This window comes from Streptomyces sp. NPDC085866 (genome assembly GCF_044541035.1).
Lineage (GTDB): Bacteria > Actinomycetota > Actinomycetes > Streptomycetales > Streptomycetaceae > Streptomyces.
The window spans coordinates 496,915-520,801 of record NZ_JBITSQ010000002.1; the positions used below are offsets into that span (position 1 = coordinate 496,915).

23 protein-coding genes are annotated in these 23,887 nt (G+C 73.2%); 10 read left to right on the forward strand and 13 right to left on the reverse strand.

Translation table 11 applies throughout. The features are described 5' to 3' along the window. Positions 1-106 precede the first annotated feature (106 nt). The 4 genes from aspA to ACIF83_RS05650 all read left to right on the forward strand — a co-directional run bounded on the left by aspA (position 107) and on the right by ACIF83_RS05650 (position 5,287). On the forward strand, positions 107-1,516 hold the full coding sequence (gene aspA, locus ACIF83_RS05635; RefSeq protein WP_393477205.1) for an aspartate ammonia-lyase: 1,410 nt from the start codon (positions 107-109) through the stop codon (positions 1,514-1,516). Positions 1,517-1,566: 50 nt separating this feature from the next. Beyond that, positions 1,567-2,505 (forward strand): glutaminase, encoded by a 939-nt coding sequence (locus ACIF83_RS05640; RefSeq protein WP_145886001.1) that lies wholly within the window; start codon positions 1,567-1,569, stop codon positions 2,503-2,505. 131 nt (positions 2,506-2,636) lie between these two features. Beyond that, positions 2,637-4,031, forward strand: a complete 1,395-nt coding sequence (gene mptB, locus ACIF83_RS05645; RefSeq protein WP_399723659.1) for a polyprenol phosphomannose-dependent alpha 1,6 mannosyltransferase MptB — start codon at positions 2,637-2,639, stop codon at positions 4,029-4,031. Then, positions 4,028-5,287: a glycosyltransferase family 87 protein gene (locus ACIF83_RS05650; protein ID WP_399723662.1), complete on the forward strand. Its 1,260-nt coding sequence runs from the start codon at positions 4,028-4,030 to the stop codon at positions 5,285-5,287. Before mptB ends, ACIF83_RS05650 begins: the two co-directional genes overlap by 4 nt. On the opposite strand, the gene ACIF83_RS05655 is transcribed toward ACIF83_RS05650, so the two are convergent. Further along, positions 5,284-6,441: a D-alanyl-D-alanine carboxypeptidase family protein gene (locus tag ACIF83_RS05655; RefSeq protein WP_399723665.1), complete on the reverse strand. Its 1,158-nt coding sequence runs from the start codon at positions 6,439-6,441 to the stop codon at positions 5,284-5,286. The genes ACIF83_RS05650 and ACIF83_RS05655 overlap by 4 nt on opposite strands. A gap of 91 nt (positions 6,442-6,532) precedes the next feature. Next, positions 6,533-7,681, reverse strand: a complete 1,149-nt coding sequence (gene rho / locus ACIF83_RS05660) for a transcription termination factor Rho (RefSeq protein ID WP_393477192.1) — start codon at positions 7,679-7,681, stop codon at positions 6,533-6,535. A 529-nt stretch (positions 7,682-8,210) separates the two neighbouring features. Here rho and ACIF83_RS05665 point away from each other — a divergent pair. Next, a complete protein-coding gene (locus ACIF83_RS05665) occupies positions 8,211-9,095 on the forward strand; it encodes a hypothetical protein (protein WP_399723668.1) in 885 nt (294 codons plus the stop codon). A 41-nt stretch (positions 9,096-9,136) separates the two neighbouring features. On the opposite strand, the gene ACIF83_RS05670 is transcribed toward ACIF83_RS05665, so the two are convergent. After that, complete coding sequence (locus tag ACIF83_RS05670) at positions 9,137-9,535, reverse strand: nuclear transport factor 2 family protein (RefSeq protein ID WP_393477186.1); 399 nt, start codon at positions 9,533-9,535, stop codon at positions 9,137-9,139. A gap of 99 nt (positions 9,536-9,634) precedes the next feature. On the opposite strand from ACIF83_RS05670, the gene ACIF83_RS05675 reads away from it, so the two are divergent. Then, positions 9,635-10,405 (forward strand): class I SAM-dependent methyltransferase, encoded by a 771-nt coding sequence (locus ACIF83_RS05675; protein WP_399723671.1) that lies wholly within the window; start codon positions 9,635-9,637, stop codon positions 10,403-10,405. Here ACIF83_RS05675 and ACIF83_RS05680 read toward each other — a convergent pair. From ACIF83_RS05680 to ACIF83_RS05705, 6 genes are all read right to left on the reverse strand, one after another. Continuing rightward, complete coding sequence (locus tag ACIF83_RS05680; protein ID WP_393477180.1) at positions 10,383-11,126, reverse strand: GntR family transcriptional regulator; 744 nt, start codon at positions 11,124-11,126, stop codon at positions 10,383-10,385. The genes ACIF83_RS05675 and ACIF83_RS05680 overlap by 23 nt on opposite strands. 182 nt (positions 11,127-11,308) lie before the next feature. Then, positions 11,309-11,713: a nuclear transport factor 2 family protein gene (locus ACIF83_RS05685; protein WP_393477177.1), complete on the reverse strand. Its 405-nt coding sequence runs from the start codon at positions 11,711-11,713 to the stop codon at positions 11,309-11,311. Between the two features lie 44 nt (positions 11,714-11,757). After that, positions 11,758-12,726 carry an acetylxylan esterase gene (locus tag ACIF83_RS05690; RefSeq protein ID WP_399723675.1) on the reverse strand — a complete coding sequence of 323 codons (969 nt, stop codon included), beginning with the start codon at positions 12,724-12,726 and terminating at the stop codon, positions 11,758-11,760. A 213-nt stretch (positions 12,727-12,939) separates the two neighbouring features. Then, positions 12,940-13,524: a hypothetical protein gene (locus ACIF83_RS05695; RefSeq protein WP_399723678.1), complete on the reverse strand. Its 585-nt coding sequence runs from the start codon at positions 13,522-13,524 to the stop codon at positions 12,940-12,942. A 268-nt stretch (positions 13,525-13,792) separates the two neighbouring features. Then, positions 13,793-14,548 carry a ferredoxin reductase gene (locus ACIF83_RS05700; protein WP_393477534.1) on the reverse strand — a complete coding sequence of 252 codons (756 nt, stop codon included), beginning with the start codon at positions 14,546-14,548 and terminating at the stop codon, positions 13,793-13,795. A gap of 7 nt (positions 14,549-14,555) precedes the next feature. Continuing rightward, positions 14,556-15,161 (reverse strand): sulfite oxidase-like oxidoreductase, encoded by a 606-nt coding sequence (locus ACIF83_RS05705; protein WP_398138124.1) that lies wholly within the window; start codon positions 15,159-15,161, stop codon positions 14,556-14,558. A 168-nt stretch (positions 15,162-15,329) separates the two neighbouring features. Between ACIF83_RS05705 and ACIF83_RS05710 the strand changes: the two genes are divergently transcribed. Both ACIF83_RS05710 and ACIF83_RS05715 read left to right on the forward strand, forming a co-directional pair. Continuing rightward, positions 15,330-16,256 carry an NADP-dependent oxidoreductase gene (locus ACIF83_RS05710; protein ID WP_393477166.1) on the forward strand — a complete coding sequence of 309 codons (927 nt, stop codon included), beginning with the start codon at positions 15,330-15,332 and terminating at the stop codon, positions 16,254-16,256. Further along, positions 16,253-17,056, forward strand: a complete 804-nt coding sequence (locus ACIF83_RS05715; protein WP_399723682.1) for a GNAT family N-acetyltransferase — start codon at positions 16,253-16,255, stop codon at positions 17,054-17,056. Before ACIF83_RS05710 ends, ACIF83_RS05715 begins: the two co-directional genes overlap by 4 nt. A gap of 7 nt (positions 17,057-17,063) precedes the next feature. Here ACIF83_RS05715 and ACIF83_RS05720 read toward each other — a convergent pair whose 3' ends face one another. Then, positions 17,064-17,462, reverse strand: coding sequence for a MarR family winged helix-turn-helix transcriptional regulator (locus ACIF83_RS05720; protein ID WP_393477531.1), 399 nt, complete (start codon positions 17,460-17,462; stop codon positions 17,064-17,066). 126 nt (positions 17,463-17,588) lie between these two features. Here ACIF83_RS05720 and ACIF83_RS05725 point away from each other — a divergent pair, with 126 nt between their 5' ends. After that, entirely contained in the window at positions 17,589-18,677 is a 1,089-nt protein-coding gene (locus tag ACIF83_RS05725; protein ID WP_393477160.1) for a hypothetical protein, read from the forward strand. Between the two features lie 68 nt (positions 18,678-18,745). Here the strand turns inward: ACIF83_RS05725 and ACIF83_RS05730 are convergent, their stop codons facing one another. The 3 genes from ACIF83_RS05730 to ACIF83_RS05740 are packed head-to-tail and all read right to left on the reverse strand — an operon-like array spanning position 18,746 to position 22,685. Then, complete coding sequence (locus tag ACIF83_RS05730; protein WP_399723686.1) at positions 18,746-20,005, reverse strand: VWA-like domain-containing protein; 1,260 nt, start codon at positions 20,003-20,005, stop codon at positions 18,746-18,748. Then, a complete protein-coding gene (locus tag ACIF83_RS05735) occupies positions 20,002-21,255 on the reverse strand; it encodes an AAA family ATPase (RefSeq protein WP_393477155.1) in 1,254 nt (417 codons plus the stop codon). Before ACIF83_RS05735 ends, ACIF83_RS05730 begins: the two co-directional genes overlap by 4 nt. 44 nt (positions 21,256-21,299) lie before the next feature. Then, a complete protein-coding gene (locus tag ACIF83_RS05740) occupies positions 21,300-22,685 on the reverse strand; it encodes a hypothetical protein (protein ID WP_393477153.1) in 1,386 nt (461 codons plus the stop codon). Between the two features lie 324 nt (positions 22,686-23,009). Between ACIF83_RS05740 and ACIF83_RS05745 the strand changes: the two genes are divergently transcribed. Next, positions 23,010-23,795: a putative protein N(5)-glutamine methyltransferase gene (locus tag ACIF83_RS05745; protein ID WP_393477150.1), complete on the forward strand. Its 786-nt coding sequence runs from the start codon at positions 23,010-23,012 to the stop codon at positions 23,793-23,795. The last annotated feature ends 92 nt before the right edge of the window (positions 23,796-23,887 follow it).

A 23,887-nucleotide genomic window follows, 5' to 3' on the forward strand; every position in this document is an offset into this window, starting at 1 on the left:
TTCGGCCGTATCCGATCTGCGGGCCCGTTGCGGCTGGTCGCGCAGTTCCCCGCGCCCCTTCGGGGCGCGCTCACCCTCACCCCCTCAGAAAGAGGACCCGTACCTCATGACCGCGCCCACCCGAAGCGAACACGATCTGCTCGGAGACCGCGACGTACCCGCCGACGCGTACTGGGGTGTGCACACCCTGCGCGCGACGGAGAACTTCCCCATCACCGGCACCCCGATCTCCGCCTACCCGCACCTGATCGACGCCCTCGCCGCCGTCAAGGAGGCCGCCGCTCTCGCCAACGAGGAGCTGGGGCTGCTGGCGCCCGAGAAGGCCGCCGCGATCGTCGCCGCCTGCCGGGAGATCCGTGACGGCAAGCTGCACGACCAGTTCGTCGTGGACGTCATCCAGGGCGGCGCGGGCACGTCCACCAACATGAACGCCAACGAGGTCGTGGCGAACCGCGCGCTGGAGCTGCTCGGGCACGCGAAGGGGCAGTACCACTACCTGCACCCCAACGAGGACGTCAACCTCGGGCAGTCCACCAACGACGTCTACCCGACCGCCGTCAAGATCGCGACGGTGTTCGCGGTCCGCGGCCTGCTCAAGGCGATGTCCGTGCTCCAGGACTCCTTCGCCCGCAAGGCGGTCGAGTTCCGTGACGTGCTCAAGATGGGCCGTACACAGCTGCAGGACGCGGTGCCGATGACGCTCGGCCAGGAGTTCTCCGCATTCGCCGTCATGATCGAGGAGGACCGGAGCCGTCTTGCCGAGGCCGTCGAGCTGATCCATGAGATCAACCTGGGCGCCACGGCCATCGGTACCGGCCTCAACGCTCCCGCCGGCTACGCCGAGGCCGCGCGCCGGCACCTCGCCGCCATCACCGGGCTGCCCCTGGTCACCGCGGCCAACCTGGTCGAGGCCACCCAGGACTGCGGCGCCTTCGTCCAGATGTCCGGCGTGCTCAAGCGGATCGCGGTCAAGCTCTCCAAGAGCTGCAACGACCTGCGCCTGCTCTCCTCCGGTCCGCGCGCGGGCCTCGGCGAGATCAACCTGCCGCCCGTGCAGGCCGGTTCGTCGATCATGCCGGGCAAGGTCAACCCGGTGATCCCCGAGGTCGTCAACCAGGTCGCCTTCGAGGTGATCGGCAACGACGTCGCCATCACCATGGCGGCGGAGGCCGGACAGCTCCAGCTCAACGCCTTCGAGCCGATCATCCTGCACTCCCTGTCGGAGAGCATCACGCACCTGCGGCGCGCCTGCCTCACCCTGGCCGAGCGCTGCGTGGACGGCATCACCGCCAACACCGAGGTGCTGCGCGCGACCGTCGAGAACTCCATCGGCCTGGTCACCGCGCTCAACCCGCACATCGGGTACACGGCCGCCACCGACATCGCCAAGGAGGCCCTCGCCACCGGCCGGGGCGTGGCCGAACTCGTGCTGGAGAAGGGCCTGTTGCCGGCCGAGCGGCTGGCCGACCTGCTGCGCCCCGAGATCGTCGCGGGCAGCGGGGCACCTGCCGCCTGACCTGCGGCTACGTCTCTGTGACTACGCACCTGGACCGGCCGGGAGGCACAATGGTGATCATGACAACGACGTCGTCCCTCACCTTCCTGCCGGTCCTGGAGCGCATCGCCGAGGAGATAGGGCGCACGCCCGGCCGCGGGCGTCCCGCCGACTACATCCCGGCCCTCGCGGCCCGCGATCCGCGCAGCTTCGGCATGGCGGTCGCCGAGCTGGACGGCACGGTGTACGGGGTGGGGGAGTGGCGGCAGCCGTTCTCCACGCAGTCCATCACCAAGGTCTTCACGCTCGCCCTGGAGCTGGCCCGCGAGGGCGACGAACTCTGGGAGCACGTGGGCCGCGAGCCCTCCGGCAACCCGTTCAACTCCCTGGTGCAGCTGGAGTACGAGAACGGCATCCCGCGGAATCCTTTCATCAACGCGGGCGCGCTCGTCGTCACCGACCGCCTCCAGACCCGTACCGGAGACGCGGCCGACACCCTGCTCGCCTTCCTGCGCGCCGAGAGCGGCAACCCGGACCTGGACTTCGACCGCCAGATCGCCGCTTCCGAGACCGCGCACGGCGACCGCAACGCGGCGCTGGCGCACTTCATGAAGTCGTACGGCAACATCGAGAACCCCGTGCCGACCCTGCTCTTCGAGTACTTCCGCCAGTGCTCGATCGCCGCCTCCTGCGCCGACCTGGCCCTCGCCACCACCTTCCTGGCCCGCCACGGCATCTGCGCCGACGGCACCCGGCTGCTCACCCGCAGCCAGGCCAAGCAGATCAACGCGATCATGCTGACCTGTGGGACGTACGACGCGGCCGGTGACTTCGCCTACCGCGTCGGCCTGCCCGGCAAGAGCGGTGTCGGCGGCGGCATCATCGCGGTCGTCCCGGGCCGCTGCACCCTGTGTGTGTGGAGCCCCGGGCTGGACGAGCGCGGCAACTCGGTGGCGGGGGTGGCGGCCCTGGACAGGTTCACGACGCTGACCGGACTGTCCGTGTTCTGAGTGTTCGCCCGGCCCCTGCGCACCGTGCTGAGCAGCACTTCTCACGCGCCGGTCATGTGCAGGCCGTCCGTTGGTGAGTGGAGTGTCTCCTTCCGGCCACCCCGCGTTGACACGCTGAACCAGTGTTGGCCATGGCTTTCCCCGTCGATCTCCGCCGCTGCCAGGTGCTGGGCCTGGCCGGTACCGCCTCTCTCGCGTTGGGCGGTGAGACAGCCGGTGCCCTGCCCGTTCAGGACCTCCTCGCCCCGGCGTCCGCGCGGGCCGCGCTGGGGCTGGTCGGGGTCTACTTCGGTGTCGTCCTGCTGATAGCGGCCTGGGTGCTCCTCGGCCGCCTGGTGCGCGGTCAGCAACCGCCCACCCAGCGGGCCCTGCTGGTGGTCCTGGCCGTCTGGGCGGCCCCGCTGCTGCTCGCGCCCCCGCTGTTCAGCCGGGACGTCTACAGCTACCTCGCGCAGGGCGCCATGGTCGACGCCCACATGGACGTGTACGCCCAGGGCCCCGCCCAGCTCGGCGGCCCGCTGGCGGACGAGGTGGCCCCGGTATGGCAGCACACGGCTGCCCCGTACGGCCCCGCCTTCCTGTGGCCGGCCTCCGCGCTGTCCGGCCTGACGCGCGGCGAACTGCCCGCGGGCCTGATCGGCATGCGCCTGCTCGCCGTCCTCGGGGTGGCCCTCATGGCGGCGGCGCTGCCCCGCCTGGCCCGGCACAGCGGCGCCGACCCGGCCGCCGCGCTGTGGCTCGGCGCCCTCAACCCGCTGGTCCTGCTGCACCTGGTCGCGGGCGCCCACAACGACGCCCTCATGCTCGGGCTGCTGGGGCTCGGCCTGGTCGCCGCCCGCGGCCGGTGGCCCGTCCTCGGGGCGGTGCTCGTCACGCTGGCCGCCCTGGTGAAGGCACCTGCCGCGCTGGGCCTGCTCGCGGTGGTGGTCCTGCAGATCCGCACCCGCCGCACCCCGCTGTGGGCCACCCTGACGACCGCGGCCGCCGCGGCGGCGACCACGGTCGCCGCGACCGTGGTGGCCGGCACCGGGTACGGCTGGATCCGCGCCCTGGACACACCGGTCTCCCCGCACAACTGGGCGCTCACCAGCCTGCTGGGCCGTGCCACCGGAGCGCTGCTCGACCGCCTCGGCAGCGACCTGGCCCCGCTCGCGGTACCGGTCTGGCATCTGCTGGGTCTCGCCGCCACCGCCGCGGCCGTCGTGCTGATATGGCTCCGGCTGCGCCTGCGACCGGTGTACGCCCTCGGCCTGAGCCTGCTCGCGGTGGCCGTCTTCGGCCCGGCGATCCGCCCCTGGTACGTGCTGTGGGGCCTGTTCCTCATCGCGGCCGCCGCACCCAGCACCTCGGTACGGCACCGGGTGGCCGCCCTCGCCGGTGTCCTGGCCCTCGCCGTGCTGCCCAGCGGCGGCCCGGCGGACGTCGGCCAGCTGGTCCTCGCCGTCTCGGGCGGGCTGCTCGGCGTGGTCGTCCTGTGGCAGGCCCACCAGGCGGCCCAGGCTCCGGCGACGGGACGCACGGCATGACGGCGCCGACGCTACGCACGGACCGGGGCCGCGCGCTGCTCGTGCTGGCCCTGGCCACCGCGGTGACCGTGTTCACGGCGACCGTGCCGCTGCTGCGGGACTTCTTCGACCTGCGCGTCTACTACGGCGCTGTGCACACCTGGGTGCACCACGGCGGCCGGATCTACGACTACCGGGTGCCCGGGACGTCGTACGGCTTCACGTATCCGCCGTTCGCCGCGCTCGTCATGCTGCCGCTGGCCCCGATGGGCCGGCACACCGCGATCGTGGCCTCCCTGCTGGTGAACCTGGCCGCGCTGGCGGTGGTCCTGCGCATCCTGGCCGGGCCCGGCTGGCGACGGCACGGCTGGTTCCGCTGGTCGCTGGCCCTGTGCGTGCTCGCGCTGTTCGAGCCGCTGCGGGACACCTTCAGCTTCGGCCAGGTGAACCTGGTGCTGCTGGCGCTGGTGCTGGGCGACGCCTGGCTGTTGACGACCGGCCGGGACCGCTGGGCGGGCGTCGGGATCGGGCTCGCCGCCGCCGTGAAGCTCACGCCCGCCCTGTTCATCGGCCTGCTTCTGCTCGCCCGGCGGTGGCGGGCGGCCGGGGTCGCCACGGCGGTGGCCCTCGCGGCGACCGGGCTGGCCGCCTGGGCGGACCCCCGTGCGTCCCGCTTCTACTGGACCGAGGCGCTCTGGGACACCAACCGGGTCGGCCGCCTCGACTACGTCTCCAACCAGTCGCTGCAGGGCGTCCTGGCCCGGCTCGGCGACCCGGACCGCTCGCTGTGGGCCGCGGTGGTTCTGCTGGTGCTGTGTGCGTGGGCGTGGCGGGCGAGCCGGGCGGTGGCGGCCGGCAACTGGACGGCGGCCTTCGCCCTGACCGGTGCCGCGGCCTGCCTGGTCAGCCCGATCACCTGGGTGCACCACCTGGTGTGGCTGCTGCCTTCCTTCGCGGTGCTGGCACGCGCCGGGCACCCGCGGCCGGCGGGCGTCCTGTACGCGGTGCTGTGCACCAGCGTGGTGTGGCTCTGGTTCGAGGACTCGTCCGGCATCGACGGGTTCCTCGGCAGCAACATCTACACCTGGATCACGCTGGGCCTGCTGCTGGGCCTGCCGACCGGCCCCGAGGGCGTGGGAGGTGCCCCCACTCGCCGCACCGGGCGAAAGCCCAAGTACGTCCGGTACGAGGGCCTCCGCCCGGCACGCCGAGAGCACGCACCTGACGCCGCTGGGCCGCCCTTCGGCCGACACCGGGAGTTCGACGACAGGACCTAGGCCCGGCCGCCCTTGGACCGCAACCCCAGCCACACCGCACCCGCGCCGAGCCCGGCGAGACCCGCGACGGCGGCGGGCGACCAGTCCTCCTCGTCGTCCGACCCGGGGGACGTGGCGGCCGCGACCGTGGTCGACGCAGGTCCCGGTCCGGCGCGCAGCCCGTCCAGCGAGCCCACCGGATCGACCTGACCGGCCGCCGCGAAACCCCAGTCGAGCAGGGCGCGGGCCTCCTCGTACACGGCGAGGCCGCCGCCCTCCTGAGGGTTCATCACCGTCACCACGAGGGTGCGCCCGTCCCGGCGGGCAGCGGCGACCAGGGTGTTGCCCGCGTTGCTGGTGTAGCCGTTCTTGACGCCGATCAGGCCCGGGTAACGTGCCACGCCGTCCTCGCCGGTCAGCAGGCGGTTGGTGTTCTCGATCGCGTAGGGAGTCCCGTCGCCGGGGAACTGGGCCTCGGCGGTGGAGCAGTAGCGGGCGAAGTCGGGGTTGCGCAGCCCTTCCCGGCCGAAGACCGCGAGGTCGAACGCCGAGGACACCTGGCCGGGGGTGTCGTAGCCGTCGGGGGAGACGACATGGGTGTCCAGGGCACCGAGGGTGCGGGCCCTGGCCTGCATCCGGGTGGCCGTGGCGTGCCAGCCGCCGCCCAGGGCGGCGAGTACGTGCACGGCGTCGTTGCCCGAGCTGAGGAAGACCCCGCGCCACAGGTCGGACACCCGGTAGCTGTGCCCCTCCTCGACGCCCACGAGGCTGCTGCCCTCGCCGACGTCCTCCAGCTCCTCGTACCGGACCGTGTGCTGCATGGTGGCGGGCAGCCGCGGCAGCACGGTGAGCGCGAACAGGGTCTTCAGGGTGCTGGCGGGCGGCAGCCTGCGGTGGGCGTCGCCCGCGGCCAGCACCTCGCCGGTGCCGGCGTCGGCGACCAGCCAGGACAGCGCGGAGACGTCCGGCAGCTCGGGCGCACCGCGGTGCGGTCTGACCTGGGTGCCGGAGTGGTAGAGCAGGGACGGCTTCGGCACCGCCGCCCGCGGCCCGGGCGGTGCGGGATCCCCCGCGCGGTGTGCGGTGGCGGCGGCGGCCGGCGCGAGGGCCAGCACGCCCGCGACGCACAGGGCGCAGGCCGACGACACCGCCCGACAAGAGAATCCGGTGATCATATGATCAACGTAGGAAGTGGAGGGTCGCCGGGCGCGCTGCCGGGGCCGGACGGGCCACCGGAGCACCCGGATGCCGCATTCCGGGACGTCCTCAGGCCGTGGGCAGGGTCGGCTGGACGCGGCGCAGGAAGGTGGCGTTGTCGGGGGTGTCCCGCAGCCGCTCCAGCAGGGTCTCCAGATTGGCCGGCCCGCCGTCCCGCGAGCGCAGCGCCCGGCGCAGGCCCCGAGTGGCCGTCAACTCGGCCGGGGTGAGCAGGAGTTCCTCGCGGCGGGTGCCCGTGGGGTCGATGTCCACGGCGGGAAAGAGGCGGCGGGCGGCGAGTTCCCGGTCGAGCCGCAGCTCCATGTTGCCCGTGCTCTTCAGCTCCTCGAAGAAGTAGCCGTCGGCGCGGGAGCCGGTGTCCACCAGGACGGTGGCGAGGATGGTGAGCGAGCCGCCCTCCTCGGCCTGGCGGGCGGCGCCGAAGAACCGCTTGGGGCCGAGCAGGGCGCCCGCGTCGACACCGCCGCTCAGGGTGCGTCCGCCAGCGGCGGAGGCGTTGTTGTGGGCCCGGCACAGCCGGGTCAGGGAGTCCAGCAGGATGACGACGTCCTCGCCGTCCTCGACGAGCCGCTTGGCCCGCTCGACGACCAGTTCCGCGAGGGCGATGTGCTCCTTGGCCGGCCGGTCGAACGTCGAGGCGTAGACCTCGCCGCGCACCGAGCGGCGCATCTCGGTGACCTCCTCGGGACGCTCGTCCAGCAGGACGACCATCAGGCGGCACTCGGGGTGGTTGCCGGCGACGGCGGCGGCGAGCTGCTGGAGCAGCACGGTTTTGCCGGTCTTCGGCGGAGCCACGATCAGCCCGCGCTGGCCCTTGCCGACCGGTGCGAACAGGTCGGTGACCCGTCCGGCGAGACCGGCCGCCGGGTGTTCCAGGCGGATGCGCTCGTGCGGGTGGAGCGGGGTGAGGTCCCGGAAGTGGCGGCGACCGCGGAGTTCGCCCGGATCGCGGCCGTTGACGTGCGTGATCTCGGTGAGCGTGCGCTGTGCCCCGCGGACGCCCTCGACGAGGTCGCCCTTGCGCAGGCCGTGCCTGCGCACCAGCGCGGCGGGGACCTGCGGATCGGCGGGGGAGGACAGGCAGTTCACGGCCCGCAGATGTCCCTTCCCGTGCGCGTCGATGTCGAGGACACCGGTGACGGTCCGGGTGGCCGGCGCCTGCTGGTCCACGTGAGGGGGTTCGAGTGTGGTGGTCATGGGTGGTCCTTTCACGGACGGGAAAACATGAGGAAGGGGGGGGAGGAAGCCGCGGGACGGGAGGGCGTACGTGCCTCCGGGCGGCGGAAACGACACCTCGGACCGAGGTGGTGCTGAGAAGCTGACGCGCCTGGGCCGGGAAACGGCGGACGGATCAGCGCGGAGAGGAGAACTGGCACCGGCGCCCACAAAGGGGCGTACACAAGTGCTGACTGCACGGTACCACTCGATGGCGCGGTACGGCTGCGATCTGTGCAACACGTCGGCGGCGCGAGCTATTCCCGCCGGTACGGACCCTGGGGTGAGATCGGGTTCGTTCCCGTCCTACGGCGACCGTCGTCGTCTGCGGTCGCTGGTGAGCCGGGCGTTCACACCGCGTGGGATGGAGGAACTCCGGTTCCAGTCGAGGAGTTGACGGCCCTGTCGCGGCTGAGTCGTATACCGGCGGAACCCGCACCAGATGTCCCCACACCGTAACGATCCCGGACGTCAGAGGACTTGACCGCCAACCCTGCATTATCGTCACGACATGTCCACGCCACCGCAGCCCCCGCAGCCGGCCGACCAGCCCGCGCCGCAGCCCGGACAGCCCGCCCCGCAGCCGGCGGTCCCGCCGCAGCCGACGGCCTATCCGTACCCGAATCCGCAGTCTCCCCCGCCGGGGAACTTCTACGCGCAGCCCACGCTGGTCGGACAGCCGGCCCCGCCCCAGGCAGGAGTGCCGGGCAACCCCTACGCGCAGCCACCCCAGTTCGGCTCGGTGTCCGCCCCGCCGTCCGGTGGCGGCGGTGCTGCCGGGCGTGCCGTGCTGTGGCTCGCCGTCGGCGCGGTCGTCGCCTCCGCCGCGTGGGCGGCCGGCGTGTTCCTGCTCGGCGGTATGGGGGGCGGCGCGGACCTGCGCGGCTACTCGGCGCCCTCCAACATGTGCTCGGACGCGGACTACTCGTCCTTCAAGGACGAGTACCCCGAGAGCGACTCCTCCTCGACGCACAGCTCTCTCAAGGACAAGGCGCTTGGGGAGAGTTACTGCAGCCTGAGCCTGAAGAAGACCGGCTCCAGCTACGCGGACGCCTACCTCTCCATGCAGGTGGACCTGCACCGGAAGACCGACCCCGGGCCGGAGTTCACCGCCACCTGGAAGAACTACGGCGACAGCCACACGGGTTACGACGTCAGTCCCGTCAAGGGCATCGGCGACGAGGCCTACCTGGTCAGCCAGGACACCACGAGCGGCACCACCAGCGGCTCCCGTTACGCCACCCTCGCCGTACGCGACGGCTGGGTGACGTACACGATGAGCTACAGCGCCTACCTCAGCTCGTACAACCAGGACAAGAACCCACCCGCGCTCACCGACGTGTCCGACTGGCTGAAGACGGACACCAAGGCGACGCTGGAGCAGTTGAAGGGCTGACCCTCGGGTCGCCTGAACCGCCGGGGGCGGAGCCGCACCGCTCAGGCGGACCGCGCCTCCGCCTCCTTCACGATCTGGTCGAACCGCGCACCCATGGCCTCGGCGAGAGCCTGGGCGCCCGACAGCGGACGGACCATGACCATGAAGTCGTCGATCAGCCCGTCCTCGTTCACATGCAGGAAGTCGCAGCCGGTCAGCTCCCGGTCGCCCACCCGGGCCGTGAAGACCAGCGCGTGGTCGCAGGCGTCCGGGGCGCCGATCTCACGGACGTACCGGAAGTCCTCGAACACCTGGAAGACCCCGCGCAGGATCGCCGCGGTGATGGCCTTGCCCGGGTACGGCTTGAAGACGACCGGGCTGGTGAAGACGACGTCGTCGGCCAGCAGCGCCTCGACGGCCTCCAGGTCCCCCGCCTCGACCGCCTCACGGAACGCGCGCATCGGATCACCTCGCATAGTCAATTAGATGAATAGATGCGGATGAGAGTAGTCAGCTGCGGGATGCGTGTCCACAGTCGCGTGAACGCCTAGGCTGACGGGATGTTCAGCCCCGAAGGCCCCACGCTCCGCGAGCTAGCCGTACAGGCGCTGTCGTCCGTCGAGCACGGCTACGACCTGCTGGCCCCGAAGTTCGACCACACCCCCTTCCGGACACCCGACGCGGTGCTGGACTCGGTGGCGAAGGCGCTCGGTCCGCTCGGTCCGTTCGAGGACGGCCTCGACCTGTGCTGCGGCACCGGCGCCGGAACGGACGTCCTGGCCGGGCTGTGCCGGCGCAGCGTCACCGGCGTCGACTTCAGTGCCGGCATGCTCGACGTCGCCCGGCGCCGGGCCGCGAGCGCGGGGCTCCCGGTAGGGGCCGAGGGGCCGGGCGTCGCCTGGGTGCGCGCCGACGCCCGGGCCCTGCCGTTCACCGCCGCTTTCGACCTCGTGGTCAGCTTCGGTGCGTTCGGGCACTTCCTGCCCCGGGAGCTGCCCGGCCTGTTCACCCAGGTCCACTCGGCGCTGCGGCCGGGAGGTCGGTTCGCCTTCCCGGTCCTCGCCCCGCCCCGCCCGGCCGGCCCGGCGTTCTGGATGCTGTTCGGCTTCGACGCGGTGATGCGGGTGCGCAACGCCCTGTGGCGACCGCCCTTCGTCATGTACTACCGGGCCTTCCGACTCGGCAACGTCCTTCGGGAGTTGACGCGCGCGGGCTTCACGGTCGACCTGTACGCGCTGCCCGAGTTCGGACGACGCGGTGACGGCAGCCCCCGCGTCCGGCTGGTGTCGGCGCGCAGGGCCGACGGCGCTACCCCGCCGCCGGCAGTGTGAACTCGTAGACCAGCGCGTCCTGTTCGGCGTTCACCACCAGGTCGGTGATCTCCAGCGGGCGCGCGTACTGGTCGTGCACCCGTCGGGTCACCCGGACCGAGGCGGCGTCGCCGAGCTGGGTGATGGAGTCCCGGTGGTGCAGGGTCAGACCGGCCTTGCGCATCCAGTCGTAGGCCCGGCGCAGCTGCGCGGGAGTGGCCCCGTCGGCCCGGTCGCGGTAGCGGCCCAGCTCCGCCACCTCGGCCAGCGCCACGGCCGAGAACGACGTCACCGCCGTGCGCAGCGAGCGGCCGTCGGGCGTGGCCGACCGGTAGCGGTGCACCAGCGTCGGCCGGTGCGGGGCCAGGCCCAGTGCCTCGGCGTGCTTCGGTGGCGGCGCCTCCCACGTCACCGTCGCCCGGTCCACCGCGCCCAGGTCCGCCGGGCGGGCGCCGACCGGGAAGGTGAGCGAGACCGGGTCCTCGACAGGGCGGCCGGGCAGCGTGGCATGGCTGCCCCGCCGGTCGGTGGCGACCAGACCGCTGCGGCGCAGCACCTCGAGCGCCTGCCGGACGGTCTCCCGGCTGACCCCGTAGCGCCGGGCCAGATGCCGCTCGCCGGGCAGTCGCTCGCCGGGCGGAACGGTGCCGTCGTGCAGTTCGTCGAGGAGCAGCGACGCGATCTGCCAGTAGAGGGGTCTGGCGTCGGTCTGCGGGGGGTCGTGCGGGGTGGTGCGGGCCATGCCGCGCCTCCTGTTGGTGACAAGACGTAGCCGTGCGGGCTCATTGCGCGACCAGATCTAGCATTGGTCTAAACCACGAGGGAAGAGTGTCCTGCCGGTTAGGCCGAAACCCGCCCGCTTGATCCCGGTGCCACGGGGATCGCGGCGAGCGGCAACTGGCTGAAAAGGGCGAGGAGCCGAGATCAGAGGAGGAACAGCCGGCCCGCCGGACCCTGGTGCCCCTCGGCGGTGTGCCAGTAGTCGCGGGTCTCCACGGCCCGCCCCTCCTCGTCGAACCGCACGAACACGCAGCCCGCCAGGGCGACGGGGGCACCGCCCTCCTCGCCCAGCACCCGGAACTCCGCCACCGCGATCCCGCCCGGACCCACGAGGGGCGCGGAGAACCGTACGTCGGTCGCCCGCTCCTCGGCGAACGACCAGCGCAGATACGCGGCCAGCTCGTCCCGCCCCCGGTGCGGCTCGCGGAACGGCATCGACCGGTGCACACAGTCCTCGGCGTACAACTCGACCAGCGCGTCCACGTCGTGCGCGGCCCAGGCCCGCTCCCAGACCTGCACGAACCGCTCGGCGGCCTCCTGTGCCTCCATGACCCCGCCCTTTCCGTCCGTCTCCTCAGGTTCCGTCCGTCTCCTCAGGCGTACGACCGCAGCCAGCGCAGCTTCCGCTCCTCCTGGAACGGCCCACCGCCCTCGTGGTCGTTGAAGTCGTACACCTCGATCGCCTTGTCCTCGTGCGCCCAGGCGTTGAACGCGGCGAACACGGTCGACGGCGGGCAGGTCTGGTCCTCCAGGGCCGCCGAGAAGAGGGCCGGGGCCCGGCCGCGGGTCGCGAAGTGCACGCCGTCGAAGTAGGAGAGGGTGCGCAGCACGTCGGCCGCGCGGCCCCGGTGCGTCTTCAGGAACAGGCCTATCTCCCGGTACGGGTGGCGCTCCGTCAGCGTCGTCGCGCGCGGGAAGTCGCACAGGAACGGCACGTCCGGGGCGACCGCGGCCAGGTCGGGCAGCAGCCCGCCGACGGCCAGCGCGATGCCACCGCCCTGGCTCTCACCGATCACCACGGTCCGCGCCGCGTCGGTCAGCGGATGCGAACGGGCGGCCTCCACCGCGCGCACGGCGTCCGTGAACACGCGCCGGTAGTAGTAGTTCTCGGGGGCGTCGATGCCCCGCGTCATGAACCCGGGATAGGCGGGCGCGGCGCCCACCGGGTCCGCGGTGCCGCCCCCGCCGCCCCATGCGCTGCCCTGCCCGCGGGTGTCCATCACGAAGTGCGCCCGGCCCGTCGACGCCCACAGCAGCTTCTCGTGCGCGAGGCCGCGTCCGCCGCCGTATCCGATGAACTCGACCACCAGCGGCAGCGGTTCGGTGACGCCGGACGGCAGCCGCAGCCAGCCCTTGACCGGGTGACCGCCGAACCCGGCGAACGTCACGTCGTACACCCGCACCGTGGACAGCCCGGTGTCCACCGGCTCGAAGCGGGCGTCCAGGGCGTGCTCGCGGGCCTCCCGGAGTGACTTGTCCCAGAAGACGTCGAAGTCCTCGGGTGCCCCGGACTCGCTGCGGTACGCACGGAGTTCGTCGATCGGGAGGTCGAACAGGGCCATCGGCAACCGCCTTTGCGGAAGGAGCGGGAAGGGTCACTGCGCGCTCTCACCGTACGTGGGTGATCGGATGACTCACCAGGCTCGTGTCGGGTTCGGACGCGGTGGGCGACCCCTCGCTCGCGACCACCGTGCTGGCCAAAGCGGCGAAATCGCTTGCTGCGGATGCCCGGCGGGGTGGTCGCCAGGGGTTCCGGTGGTCGGGTCACCTGCCGGTCACGTCCTCGGCTGGGTCCACTTCGGTCCGGTGCGCGCCCATTCCCGTTCCCACTCGGCCAGCCGGTGGCGCAGCGCGATACGGCGCTCCAGTGCGTGCCCGAGGAGGACCACGGCCGCCGCACCGCCCGTCGCGCACACGCCGACCGTGATCGTGTGCTGCCAGACCGCGAACTCGTCCGGCGGCGGGGCGACGCTGCGGCCCTGGGTGTCGAACCACACGGTCACCGGGGCACCGGCCCGGGTCCCCGCCGGGACACGGGCCATCGCTGTACGCGTCCCCTTGCCCGGCTCGGTCCAGCGGACCCGGGCACGGTAGGGATGATCACGGTCGCCCTGCTCCGTGGGCAGCCGCTCGGGAGTGTTGCCGACCACCACGGCCTGCACCTGACGCCGCTCGGCCCGCTGCGACGCCGCGAGCGAGCGTGCCTGCTCATGGGCGCGCAGGCCCGCCGCCACCCCGGCCAGGGGTGTGACCACGAACAGCAGGACGGTGGCGACGAGTACGGTCCATGCCTCGATGACGTCCGAGCGGCGCCGCAGCGGATTGCGCCGCCAGCGCCAGCCACGCACCTGGGTACGCATGTCCACCTCCCTGCCGGAGCCGGAGGGCCGGGCGAGCCGGGTCACCGGCCGTCCGCTCCCGCCGCCGCACACGAGCGTCCACACCGGTCTCGTACCCCCGTACGGCGCACCTCGCTCACGTCGCCTACCGCGACTTCAAGCCCTCATGGAGCACGGCATGCTGCACGCGCCCCAAGGCAGCGCGAGCGGCCGCGCACGGGGCCCGCGCGTCCAGGGTGTGCCCTGGCCGGAGCGAGCGATACCCGGCCGAAGCGGAAGCGTTCGGTCCCTAGCCGAAGCGCTCGATGCGGATGCGCTCGACCGGCTGGCCCGCCTGGACCAGCAGGCGGGAGGCATGCTCGGCGAACCCGTTGGAACCGCACACATAGGCCTCCCACCCACCCGGAGGCTGCTCGGCCAGGAGTGGTGCCACATGTGCGGCCGCCATACGACCCACCGGCAGTCCCGCGGAGGCGCTGCGCGTGAACACGGCCGTCGTCTCCCCGCCCAACTCCCCGGCGTAGATCAGCTCCTCGGGGCTGCGCGCCGACACCAGCATCCGCAGCGGCACGGCAAGGTCCCGCGCCCGGTGGTGCCGCACCATCGACATCAGCGGTACGACCCCGGAACCGGCCCCCAGCAGCAGCGCGGGCCGGTCGCCCGGCCAGGCGAAGAAGCCGCTCAGCGGGCCGCGCACCTCGATCGTGTCACCGGGCTGGGCCACCGTGTGGAACCAGCCCGAGACCTCACCGCCCGGCACATGGTCCAGGGTCAGCTCGATATGGCCGGAGTCGTCGGGTGCGGACGCGATCGAGTAGTGGCGCTGGGCCGCATAGCCGTCCTCCGCGGTCAGCCGCAGCATCAGATGCTGTCCGGGCAGGTGCCCCGCCCAGTCCGGCACCGCGAGCCGGAACGTGGCCGCGTGCGGGGTCTCGCGCCGGATTTCCGTCAGGGTGGCCGTCTGCCACACCGACGCCGCCTGGTCGCTCACGGCGATGCGGCCGGGCACCGCGAAGCGGGTCGCGGGAGTGAAGTGCGTCGTCATCGTCGTCTCAGTCACCGGAGTACCGCTGCTCCTCCCACGGGTTGCCCCGCTCGTGGTAGCCGTTGCGCTCCCAGAAACCCGGCTCGTCGTGGTCGAGGAGCGTGATGCCGGCGATCCACTTGGCGCTCTTCCAGAAGTACAGGTGCGGCACCAGCAGCCGCGCCGGGCCGCCGTGCTCGGGTGCGAGCGGCTTGCCGTCGTACTCCCAGGCGATCCAGGCGCGCCCGCCGGTGAGGTCGGCGAGCGGCAGGTTCGCGGTGTAGCCGGTGTGTGAATAGGCGATCGCATGGGTGGCGGACCCATGGGGCCGGACCACATCGAAGAACGTGTCCAGCGAGACACCGCCGAATCGCACCCCGAACTTCGACCAGCTGGTCACACAGTGGATGTCACCCGCGTACGAGGAGGCGGGCAAGGTGTGCGCCTGCTCCCAGTCCCAGGTGTGCGGCCGCTCCACCAGCCCGTCGATGCGGAAGGACCAGTCGGCGGGCGTGAGGTCGGGGGTGACCTCGGCGGACAGGACGGGCCAGTCGTCCCCGGCGTCGTACTGCCCTGGTGGCAGCCCTGGATCGGTGACGCGCGGGCGACCCGTGAAGCCTCGGGTGACGTTCATGGTTCAACCGTACGCTGTGGTCACGGGTGCTCCGTCCCAGGTCAGTGCCCCGACCATTGCGGCCGTATGAACTCTGCGCAGGGTCGGGAATAGCCGCCCCGCGCTCCTCCTTGGCGCTGAGTGCCGGCCGGTGCGCCGGTGACAGTACGAGGGAAGCGAGGAAAGACGATGCCCAAGGCGTACGTCTTCACGCGGTACGGCGGCCCGGAGACCGAGGCGCTGACCGACGTGGAACGGCCGACCCCCGGCCCCGGCCGGCTGCTGGTCGCCGTCCGGGCGGCGGGAGTGAACCCCGTCGACTGGAAACTGCGGGGAGGTTTCCGCCGCCCCGGCGAGAGCGCCGAGCGTGTCTTTCCCGCAGTCTTCGGCAGCGAGGCGGCCGGTGTCGTCGAGGAGGTCGGCGCCGGTGTGACCGGGTTCGCCGTCGGCGACGCGGTGTTCGGCAACACTGTCGACGGCGGATACGCCGAGTACGCCCTGCTGCGCGCCGACCAGGCCGCGCACAAGCCGGCCGGGCTGTCCTTCACCGACGCCGCCACCCTGCCGGTCGCCGCGGCCACCGCCTACGACGGGGTCCGCCAGCTCGATCTGCCCGAGGGGGCGACCCTGCTGGTGACGGGCGCGGGCGGCGGGGTCGGTAGTGCGGCCGTCCAGATCGCCCGCGTCTTCGGAGCGAAGGTCGTGGGCGTGGCGAGCGAGGGCAAGAAGGAGTTCGTGGAGTCGCTCGGCGCCGTGCACGTGCCCGGCGGCCCGGGCCTCGCCGAGCGTGTGCGGGCCGCCGCACCCGAAGGCATCGACGCGGTGTACGACCTGGTGGGCGGCGAGACGCTCGCCGAGGCGGCCACCCTGCTCGCCGACCGGACCAGGCTGGTCACCGCGGGGGCCGCGCCCGAGACCGTCGCCGAGCTGGGCGGCTCCCGGGTCGCCCGCGCCCGCACCGCCGCCGTTCTGGACGCCGTGGCCGGCCTTGTGCTGCGCGGAGCCCTGAACCCGCACGTCACCCGCACCTTCCCGCTCGACCGGGCCGAGGAGGCCCTGCGCATCGTCGAGGACGGGCACGCCCGGGGCAAGATCGTGATCGAGGTGACCGCATGAGCGACCTGACCGGAACCGACACCGGAACCGACACCGGAACCGACACCGGAACCGGTACGGGCACCGGCTCCGGCGACGTGACGACGGCCCCGCACGTCCTCGACAACCCCGCCCTCGCCTCCCTGACCGGCCCGCACGCCCACTTCGCGGAGCGGCGCGGCCGCGTGCTGCGCTACCCGCTGGACGTCTCCCCGTGGCTGGCTCTGCCCAGTGAGCCGGACGCGGACGACTGGGCGGACCTCGCCGCGCTGGCGGGCCCCGGCGCCGAGGTGCCGTTGGCCGGGTACTGCGGAGAGGTGCCGGACGGCTGGGAGGTGACCTTCCGGGCCGAGGGCGTGCAGCTCGTGGACGAGGGGCTGGCCGCCGCACCGGACGCGGAGGCGGTCCGCCTCGGCCCGGCGGACGTACCCGAGATGCTCGAACTCGTGGCGCGCACCCAGCCCGGCCCCTTCCTGCCACGCACCGTCGAGATGGGCACCTACCTGGGCATCCGCCGCGAGGGCGCCCTGATCGCGATGGCGGGGGAGCGGCTGCACCCGCCGGGCTGGACCGAGATCAGCGCGGTCTGCACCGCCCCGGCCTTCCGCGGCGAGGGCCTGGCCACCCGCCTGCTCCTCGCGGTCGCGCACGGTGTCCGGGAGCGTGGCGAGACCCCGTTCCTGCACGCCAGCGCCCGGAACACCAATGCCATCCGGCTGTACGAGTCCCTCGGCTTCCGGCTTCGCCGCAGCACCGCGTTCCTCGCGGCCCGGGCCCCCGAGCACCTGTCGGACGGCCGGGCCGCCGTACCGGTGCCGTGACCGGCCCTCAGTCCGAGTCGGCCCCGGACGGCCCCGCGTTGTACCGCTCCAGGTAGGCCGCGAAGCGGATCAGGTCATCCCCGGCCCAGTCGGCGAGCCGCTCCCGGAAGGCGGTCCGGCGGCTCCGGGTGACCTGCGCGAGGATCTCCTGACCGGCCTCGGTCAGGTGCAGTACCTGGACCCGGTGGTCCTCCGGGTCCAGGCGCCGCTCGATGAGCCCGGCCCGCTCCAGGGCGGCCACCTGCCGGCTGACCGTGGACTTGTCCAGGGCGTAGTGGGCGGCCAGGTCGGTGGCCCGGCAGCCGCCGCTCTCCTCCAGGTGGCCGAGGAGGGTGTACGACACGAGCGACAGCTCGGGATGCATACGTCCCGCCGAGGCCCGGGCCCGGCGGGCGAAGATCGTCATCTCGCGCTGGATGGTCTCGATCGCCGTCTCCGCTGCTGTCACCGGAATACCTCCTCCACCGTTCTAGTTGTATAGTACAACTTGAAGTGAAAGTTGCATAAGCCAACTATTTGGAGGTCGCGTCCGATGAGGTCACCAGCGCTCCGCCATGTGCTCACGCACCTGATCACCCCGCTGCTGATGTGCCTGGGCATGGGGCTCGCGTACATGGGCGCCTTCGTGACCCCGGAGCCGAACCACCTGCCCGTCGCCGTCGTCGGCGCCGGACCCCGGGCCAAGGTGTTCGCCCAGACCGTCAAGGACACCGCGGGGGACAAGCTCGACGTCCGCACCGTCGCCACCCGTGCCGCCGCCGTCGACCTGCTGAAGTCCCGGGACGTCACCGGCGCCTATGTGCCGAGCACCGGGGCGCCCGAACTGCTGGTGGCCACCGCCGCCTCCGACATGGGCGCCACCGCCGTCGAGAAGGTCTTCACACCGGTCGCCGCGAAGGAGGGCGGCGCGCTGAAGGTCACCGACGTGGCCGCGCCGGTCGCCGACGACCCCACCGGCCAGGGCCTGTTCTTCCTGCTGATCGCGCTCAGCATCGGCTCCTACGCCTCGGTCGCCGCCCTCGGCGCCGCGGGCGCCACGCTCCCGATGCGGATACGGGCGTTGCTCGCGCTCGGTGTCTCCGCCGTGGTCAGCGGCATCGGCGCCCTGCTCGCCGGGCCGGTGTTCCACCTCGCCCACCACGGGCTCGGCAGCCTGTGGGGCATGGCGTGGCTCTACTCGGCGGGCATCCTCTTCATCGGCGTCGGCCTGCACACCTTCCTCAAGCGGTGGACCACGCTGACCATGATGGTGCTGTTCGTGATGCTCAACTTCACCAGCTCCGGCGGCCTGTTCCGGCCCGAGCTGCAGAACGGGTTCTTCGGCACCCTGCACGCCTTCTGGAACGGCGCCGGCTTTGTCGAGGGCGTCCGCAGCCTGCTCTACTTCGGCGACGACGGCCTCGCACGCAATGTGTGGACGCTCGTGGCCTGGCTGCTCGTCGGCCTCGCGGTGACCGCGATCGCGGCCACGTACGAGCGGGCCCGGGTGTCCAGGCGGACGGCCGCTCTTCCCGTGCCCGCACCGAGCGCGGAGCCGGCCCGGCGGAAGGCCGAATCGGCGGTCGACGAAGAGGTCGAGGCCGAGGTCGAGGTGGAGGTCGAGGAGACGGTCGGCGTCTGACCGGCCGACGTACGGGGAGAAGGGGCGCACCGTCCGGCGACGGACGGCGCCCCCTCGCCGTGTCAGGCTCACCGGCCCCCCGGCCCGATCGTCACCACCCGCGCCCACTCGGGCGGTGCGTCCGGCCGGTACTCGGGGTTGTCCTCGTCCCGGGACCCGCGGCCCGGCCGTTGGGGCCGGGGGAACAGGCCCACCACCGTCCGGCACGGTGGCCGCGACTCCGGCCAGGGTGTCTGTCCGTCCGTCAGGACCACGACGACGTCGGGGCCCGGCCGTGCCCGCAGCGCCCGGACGAAGCCCGTCCGCAGGTCCGTCCCGCCGCCGCCCACCAGCGGGATCCCCTCGGCCCGGCACAGCGGGTGCACGGTCTGGGCCGCCGCGTCGCACGACACCACGGTGACCAGGTCGCGACGGCCGCCCACGGCCCGGGAGATCGCGGCGACTTCCAGGAGTGCGCTGCCCAGTTCGGCGTCGCTGACCGACCCGGAGGTGTCGACGACCACGCACACCCGAGGCGGCCTGCGCCGCAGACTCGGCAGGACCGCGCCGGGCACCCCGGCCGAGCGCCGCGCCGGACGGCCGTAGCTGTAGTCGTCGCCCGAACCCCCGCCGGAGACCGCCGAGCGCACCGCCGCACCCAGCAACTCCCGCCAGGGCTGCGGTGGATGGAACGCCTCTTCGGCCCACCGCTGCCACCCCTTGGGCGCGTTGCCCGGTGCGCCGGCGATGCCCTGCGCCACCCGGAAGCGCACCGCGTCCCGTTCCTGTTCGCTGAGCCCGTGGGCACCGTCCGGCCCCAGGTCCCATTCCCGCTCCAGGCCGTCGGCGCCGCTGCCGCAGTCCAGCCAGGCCAGCGCCTGGTGCCGCGGCCCGAGCCGGAACAGCCGCAGGTAGTCCTCCATCAGCTCGCCCTCGGGCAGCTGCAGTTGTCCGGGTGTGACGGCTCCTTTCGGCCGTACCAGCCCGTCGCCGTACACGTCGTCGTTGATCTCGAGGTCCGCGGCGATGTTCATCCGCAGCCGCTCCCCGCGGCCGTGCAGTCCGCGCTCCCGGGCGACCCGGTCGCCGCGTCCGTGGTGGTCGCGCAGCAGGTGCGCCACCTCGTGCACCCACACCCCGGCGAGATCCTCCACGGGGGTCCGGTCCACGAAGGCCGGTGAGACGTAGCACCGCCAGTGCCGGTCGACGGCCATCGTCGGCACCTGCCGCGACTCGACGGGGTGCAGCGCGAACAGGGCCGTCGCCAGGTAGGGCCGCGCCCGGGCCGCGTGCAGCCGGGCGGCGAAGAGCTTGCCGAGGTCCAGCGCCCCGGGCGCACCGGCCGTCATCGGCGGGCCCCGGCCGCGACCGCGGACCGGCGGGCGGCCTCGTCGGCGCGCCGGGACAGCGAGACCACGCCGGCGAGCCGCTCGATCGCCTCCGGTACGTCCCAGTCCTCCCGGCGCAGGGAGGCCAGCGTGGTGGCGGGGACGACCACCACGTCCGGGGCCCCGGTCTCCATCGCGCGCACCAGCAGCGTCCACGCCGCGTCCCAGCGGGCCCGCTCAGGGCGCTTGCGGACCGCGTCCACCACGCCGTCCAGCACGGCCTGCCGAAGATCCCCGCGTTCGGGCAGCACGGCACCGGCAGCGTCGGCCAGCAGGGCCTCGGGATCCGGCAGGTCCATCCGGTCCAGGCTCGCCAGCAGTTCAAGGCCCGGGCCGTCCCCGACCGTCCCCCTGACCAGCAGGGACAGCACCTCGCGGGAGGAGCCGGCGGCGGTCGCGAAAGCGATCAGACGCAGGGTCATCTCCCAGCTGCGGGGCGACGGCCAGGCACCGCCCCGGCGCGTCTCGCCGCTGGGCAGCCGGTGCACGAGCGCCGGGCGCGCGGTGAGGAAACCGCACACCGCGCGTCGTGCGAAGTCCACGGCCTCCGGCAGCTTCTCCGCGTCGAGCCGGGGCAGGGTGGCCCGGGGCCAGGTCCCGCCCAGGCCGCGCACGACGACGTCGTGGTCGTGCGTCCACTGGAGGTGCACGAACCGGTTGGCCAGGGGCGGGCTCAGTTCCCAGCCGTCGGCGGCCGAGGACCGCGGATTGGCGGCGGCCACGATCCGCACACCGGGCGGCAGCCGCAGCGCGCCGATCCGCCGCTCCAGCACCAGCCGGAGCAGGGCCGCCTGGACGGCGGGCGGCGCGGTGGACAGCTCATCCAGGAACAGCAGCCCGCGCCCGGCCCGGACCAGCCGCACCGCCCAGTCCGGCGGCGCCATCGGGACCCCTTGTTCCGCTGGGTCGTCGCCCACGACGGGCAGCCCCGAGAAGTCGGACGGCTCGTGGACGCTGGCGATCACGGTGGTCAGCGGCAGGTCCAGCGCGCTCGCGAGCTGCGTCAGGGCGGCCGTCTTGCCGATGCCCGGCTCGCCCCACAGCAGCACGGGGAGGTCGGCGGCCACGGCCAGGGTCAGCGCCTCCAGCTGGGTGTCGGCGCGGGGTTCGGTGGTCGCGTCCCGCAACAGGGTCAACAGGTCGGCGGCGACATCGAGTTGAGAGGTGTGGGAGGGGATGTCGGGCATGCCGAAAGGAGTGCAAGAGGGCATATGTGGTCACCTGGGGTGTGAAGTCGGTGGACTGGAACGTGAATTCAGCGGAGGAAGGTCGCCTGACGAGGGCGTCGGCGGTGGTGCCGGGCGGCGCGGGGCTTCGGATCGACAGGGGCGTGGCCGGGACCGACGAGACCCGCGCGGTAGAGCCCGTAGGTGATCCTCCGGGCCGCGGCCGCCTCCAGCTCGTCCCGCAGGGAACCGTCGCGCAGCAGCGCGTCGGGACCCAGCAGGCCCTCGACCACGGCCAGCGCACCCGCGGTGTCGCCGTGGTCCAGGCGTTCGCGGACACCCGTGAGGCAGTCCGGACGCCGGTGCGCCTCGTCGATGGCCTGCAGACAGGGGAGCGGCGGTCCGCCGAGCGCGACCAGCAGGTCCTCCCGCCGGATCTCCTCCGGAGCGTGGTCCAGCGGGGCCAGCACGCCGTCGAGAAGGCCGATCCGGTGCCGGGCGCCCCGGCATTCCACGAGCCGCGGTTCCCCCGCCCGGTCGGGAAGGAGGGGCGGACCGGACGGAGCGTGATCCGGCACGAGCGCGGAGGCGACCAGCGGGTGCAGGCGGTCGGGTTCGAGCAGACCGGCCCGCAGCAGCTCCAGATCCGGCAGGACCCAGGTCGCCGCGTCGGGCAGGACGGGCAGCGCGGAAACGCCGCCCCGGGGCAGTGGCGCCTGGACAGGCAGGACAGCCGGTGCCCCGCGGTCGCCGCTCGCGACCAGCTCCAGCACCAGTCGGCGCCGGCCGCCGAGTCGCACGACGAAGGTGCCGGCGGACCGCCCCCCGGCGCCGAGCAGGACGGCCGCCTCGGCCGCCCACCGGCCCGTGGCACGGCCGACTCCCGGCGGCACCGGGTCCGGCGGCTCCGAGCCCGTCACCGGTGCGTCGGCCCCGGACCGTTCCCGCAGCTCACCGGCCCGGCGCGCATCCCACAGGTGCCGGTGCAGATCGAGCCGGTAGCGTCGGCTGGGGCGCGGATGCGGATGCGGATGCCGGGCGGTGCCCGAGCGGGACCCGTCCCACAGTGCGAGGCCGATCCGCTGACCGGCGTCGGCCCAGGCGGGAGGCGTCCGGGCGACCAGATGCACCGGGCCGCCCCGGTCCCGCCCCTGGCCGTACCGGGCCAGGGTGAGGGTCAGCCCCGGGCGCAGCAGTCCGTCGGGCGCGACCCTCGGCATGTGCCAGCGCAGCAGGTCGGGAGCGAGGTGGCGGAGGTCGGCGCGGACCCGGGCCGCGAGGTCCCGGCCGTGGTCGCGGGCGACGGAGCGCAGATCGAGGTCGAGGTCGACACCGGCGGCGGCGCACGCCCCCGCCCAGTCCCCGGCGCTGCGGCGGACGGTCGCGGTCTCGATCATGGAAGGCGGCACGGCGAACTCGCGCACGCGCAGCCACAAGGAGGTTCGGGAATCCTCGTACGCGGTCTGAGTGAGCATCAGCACTCACCTTGCGCGGACGGGGCCCCCAATCTGTCAACAGAGTGAGTGGTCATCGCGGCGATCGTAACCGGCCCCACCGTGCCGCGCCAGGCAGTTTCGAACTCGGTGCGGACGACGGCCGATGCGGCCGCTGGGGTAAGGTGGCCGTCCGGCCGCGCACGGTACGCGGCCACCGGCTGTCGAGGAGGTGAGACCCATTACCGCTGTGTCAGCTCGGGTGCTCTCTCCTTGTGACAGCCTTCTGTGACAGCGCGGACCACCGGCACCGGTGACCGCGAGAGCGCCCTTCGGCTCCAGGTTTCCGAAAGGCTCTCGGCTTTCATGCCTTCCCTGCCCCCGCACTCTCCTTCCGCCGTCGTCTCCGCGCTGCGCGCCGCCGGGTGCGTCTTCGCCGAGGACGAGGCGGAGTTGCTCCTCGCCGCCGCCCGTACCCCCGAGGAGCTGTCCGCGATGGTGGACCGGCGCGCCGCCGGACTTCCGCTCGAACTCGTCCTCGGCTGGGCCGAGTTCCACGGTCTGCGGATCGCCGTGGACGAGGGCGTCTTCGTCCCCCGCCGCCGGACCGAGTTCCTGGTCGACCAGGCCCTGGCCCAGTCCCCGGACGCACGGATCGTGGTCGACCTGTGCTGCGGCTCCGGTGCGCTGGGCGCGGCCCTGGCCGCCGCGCTGGGTGCCGTCGAGGTGCACGCCGCCGACATCGACCCGGCGGCCGTACGCTGCGCCCGCCGCAATCTCGCCCCCTACGGCGGCCGGGCCCATGTGGGCGACCTGTTCGACGCCCTGCCGACCGGACTGCGGGGCCGCGTCGGCATCCTCACGGCCAACGTCCCCTACGTCCCCAGCGCCGAGGTGGCGTTCCTTCCGGCGGAGGCCCGCGACCACGAGCCGCAGACCGCCCTCGACGGCGGCCCGGACGGCCTCGACGTGCTGCGCCGGGTGGCCGCCGGGGCCCCGGAGTGGCTGGCGCCCGGTGGCCGCCTCCTGACCGAGACCAGCGAACGCCAGGCGCAGGCGGCCGTGGAGGTGTTCACGCGCGCCGGTCTGACGACCCGTCTGGCGGTGGCGGACGAGGCGTACGCGCACGTGGTGATCGGCGTACTGGGCTAGGGCCCGTCCGGCGGATCATGCCGGAATCGCGGGGGCTCGCCAGTGCCGAGACACCGTCGGCTGGAGCCGGCCTGATCCGCCGGACGGGCCCA

Bases quoted from the DNA above. Each gene is read 5' to 3' on its own strand.
- ACIF83_RS05710 (WP_393477166.1), top strand. From the start codon at position 15,330: ATGCCCAAGGCGTACGTCTTCACGCGGTACGGCGGCCCGGAGACCGAG.
- ACIF83_RS05650 (WP_399723662.1), top strand. From the start codon at position 4,028: ATGACGGCGCCGACGCTACGCACGGACCGGGGCCGCGCGCTGCTCGTG.
- ACIF83_RS05665 (WP_399723668.1), top strand. From the start codon at position 8,211: ATGTCCACGCCACCGCAGCCCCCGCAGCCGGCCGACCAGCCCGCGCCG.
- ACIF83_RS05725 (WP_393477160.1), top strand. From the start codon at position 17,589: ATGAGGTCACCAGCGCTCCGCCATGTGCTCACGCACCTGATCACCCCG.
- ACIF83_RS05705 (WP_398138124.1), bottom strand. From the start codon at position 15,161: ATGAACGTCACCCGAGGCTTCACGGGTCGCCCGCGCGTCACCGATCCA.
- ACIF83_RS05735 (WP_393477155.1), bottom strand. From the start codon at position 21,255: ATGCCCTCTTGCACTCCTTTCGGCATGCCCGACATCCCCTCCCACACC.
- aspA (WP_393477205.1), top strand. From the start codon at position 107: ATGACCGCGCCCACCCGAAGCGAACACGATCTGCTCGGAGACCGCGAC.
- ACIF83_RS05700 (WP_393477534.1), bottom strand. From the start codon at position 14,548: ATGACGACGCACTTCACTCCCGCGACCCGCTTCGCGGTGCCCGGCCGC.
- ACIF83_RS05640 (WP_145886001.1), top strand. From the start codon at position 1,567: ATGGTGATCATGACAACGACGTCGTCCCTCACCTTCCTGCCGGTCCTG.
- ACIF83_RS05655 (WP_399723665.1), bottom strand. From the start codon at position 6,441: ATGATCACCGGATTCTCTTGTCGGGCGGTGTCGTCGGCCTGCGCCCTG.
- ACIF83_RS05670 (WP_393477186.1), bottom strand. From the start codon at position 9,535: ATGCGCGCGTTCCGTGAGGCGGTCGAGGCGGGGGACCTGGAGGCCGTC.
- ACIF83_RS05715 (WP_399723682.1), top strand. From the start codon at position 16,253: ATGAGCGACCTGACCGGAACCGACACCGGAACCGACACCGGAACCGAC.
- ACIF83_RS05690 (WP_399723675.1), bottom strand. From the start codon at position 12,726: ATGGCCCTGTTCGACCTCCCGATCGACGAACTCCGTGCGTACCGCAGC.
- ACIF83_RS05740 (WP_393477153.1), bottom strand. From the start codon at position 22,685: ATGCTCACTCAGACCGCGTACGAGGATTCCCGAACCTCCTTGTGGCTG.
- ACIF83_RS05680 (WP_393477180.1), bottom strand. From the start codon at position 11,126: ATGGCCCGCACCACCCCGCACGACCCCCCGCAGACCGACGCCAGACCC.
- ACIF83_RS05695 (WP_399723678.1), bottom strand. From the start codon at position 13,524: ATGCGTACCCAGGTGCGTGGCTGGCGCTGGCGGCGCAATCCGCTGCGG.
- ACIF83_RS05685 (WP_393477177.1), bottom strand. From the start codon at position 11,713: ATGGAGGCACAGGAGGCCGCCGAGCGGTTCGTGCAGGTCTGGGAGCGG.
- mptB (WP_399723659.1), top strand. From the start codon at position 2,637: ATGGCTTTCCCCGTCGATCTCCGCCGCTGCCAGGTGCTGGGCCTGGCC.
- ACIF83_RS05745 (WP_393477150.1), top strand. From the start codon at position 23,010: ATGCCTTCCCTGCCCCCGCACTCTCCTTCCGCCGTCGTCTCCGCGCTG.
- ACIF83_RS05730 (WP_399723686.1), bottom strand. From the start codon at position 20,005: ATGACGGCCGGTGCGCCCGGGGCGCTGGACCTCGGCAAGCTCTTCGCC.
- ACIF83_RS05720 (WP_393477531.1), bottom strand. From the start codon at position 17,462: ATGACGATCTTCGCCCGCCGGGCCCGGGCCTCGGCGGGACGTATGCAT.
- ACIF83_RS05675 (WP_399723671.1), top strand. From the start codon at position 9,635: ATGTTCAGCCCCGAAGGCCCCACGCTCCGCGAGCTAGCCGTACAGGCG.
- rho (WP_393477192.1), bottom strand. From the start codon at position 7,681: ATGACCACCACACTCGAACCCCCTCACGTGGACCAGCAGGCGCCGGCC.